We start from the raw sequence: 1,265 nt of genomic DNA, 5'->3' as shown, positions 1-1,265 counted from the left end.
GTAGTGGTACAGTGATTTTGGCCACCCATTAAGAAAGAAATGTTATGCTAATAAGCATACAAATTTGGGTGAAAAAATGACGAAATTAAAACGCGCAACGTATTCTGCGGCAATCAAATTAGAAACAGCTCAGCTTGTAGTTGACCAAAGTTATACTCAAGAAGAAGCAGCCAAAGCGATGGGGGTGGGTAAATCAACCGTCAGTAAGTGGGTTACTCAATTAAAGCAAGAGCGGAGTGGCCAGACACCATCTGCTTCACCAATGACGCCCGAACAAATTGAAATCCGCGAACTTAAAAAGCAAATCCAACGCATTAAATTAGAAAAGGATATATTAAAAAAGGCTACCGCTCTCTTGATGTCCGACTCCCTGAACAATTCTCGTTAATTGAGAAACTAAATCAACGAGAGCGTTACCCAATTAGCGTGCTGTGTAACGTATTCAATGTGCATCGTAGCAGCTATAAATATTGGGCTATACGGGATACAACGCCGACGCCAGAGCAAATAAGGCTAGAAGCTGAAGTTAAAGCCATACATGCAATGAGCGGCGGCTCAGCTGGGGCGCGGACAATCGCGGCAATAGCAACGAACAATGATTTTGAATTGAGTCGTTATCGTGCTGCTAAGCTAATGGTTAAATTAAAGCTTGAAAGCTGCCAAGTACCTCAACATTCATATAAACGCGGTGGTAATGAGCACCTTGAAATTCCAAATCTGCTTGATAGACAATTTGATGTTGTTGAGCCAGATACCGTGTGGTGCGGTGATGTGACGTATATTTGGACAGGCAATCGCTGGGCCTATTTAGCGGTCGTTGTTGATTTGTTTGCACGTAAAGTCGTTGGTTGGGCAATGTCGTTGTCGCCAGATACTAACTTAACGCTAAAAGCGCTTGAACTCGCGTATGAAAGCAGAGGTAAGCCAAGTGGACTGATGTTTCATTCAGACCAAGGTAGTCATTATACAAGTTTAAAATATCGTCAACGTTTATGGCGCTATAAAATTACACAAAGTATGAGCAGGCGCGGAAATTGTTGGGATAATGCGCCAATGGAGCGATTTTTTAGAAGCTTTAAAACGGAGTGGATGCCAAAGGTTGGATACGAAAACTTTAAAGATGCTAAATATAGTGTGAGTGATTATATCAACGGGTATTACAACAACGTTAGGCCACATCATTATAATGCCGGTTTAGCGCCAAATGAATCTGAGGTTAGATACCAAGATTCTAAAGCTGTGGCCAAATTTTATTGACCACTACA

The 1,265-nt window shown here is 41.8% G+C and carries 1 protein-coding gene; it reads left to right on the top strand.

The genetic code is table 11. From position 1 onward, the window contains the following. The first annotated feature begins 76 nt into the window (after window positions 1-76). Window positions 77-1,257 (top strand): IS3 family transposase gene (locus P20480_RS05960; protein ID WP_086007400.1). Its coding sequence is split into 2 segments (ribosomal slippage): window positions 77-335 and window positions 335-1,257, totalling 1,182 coding nucleotides; the frame shifts between segments, so codons are not numbered across the junction. Window positions 1,258-1,265: the final 8 nt, after the last annotated feature.

Source organism: Pseudoalteromonas sp. BSi20480, assembly GCF_000241365.1.
GTDB classification, from domain to species: domain Bacteria; phylum Pseudomonadota; class Gammaproteobacteria; order Enterobacterales; family Alteromonadaceae; genus Pseudoalteromonas; species Pseudoalteromonas marina.
The sequence above is the reverse complement of the archived record's forward strand: the minus strand, read 5'-3'. Positions and strand labels throughout refer to the sequence as shown.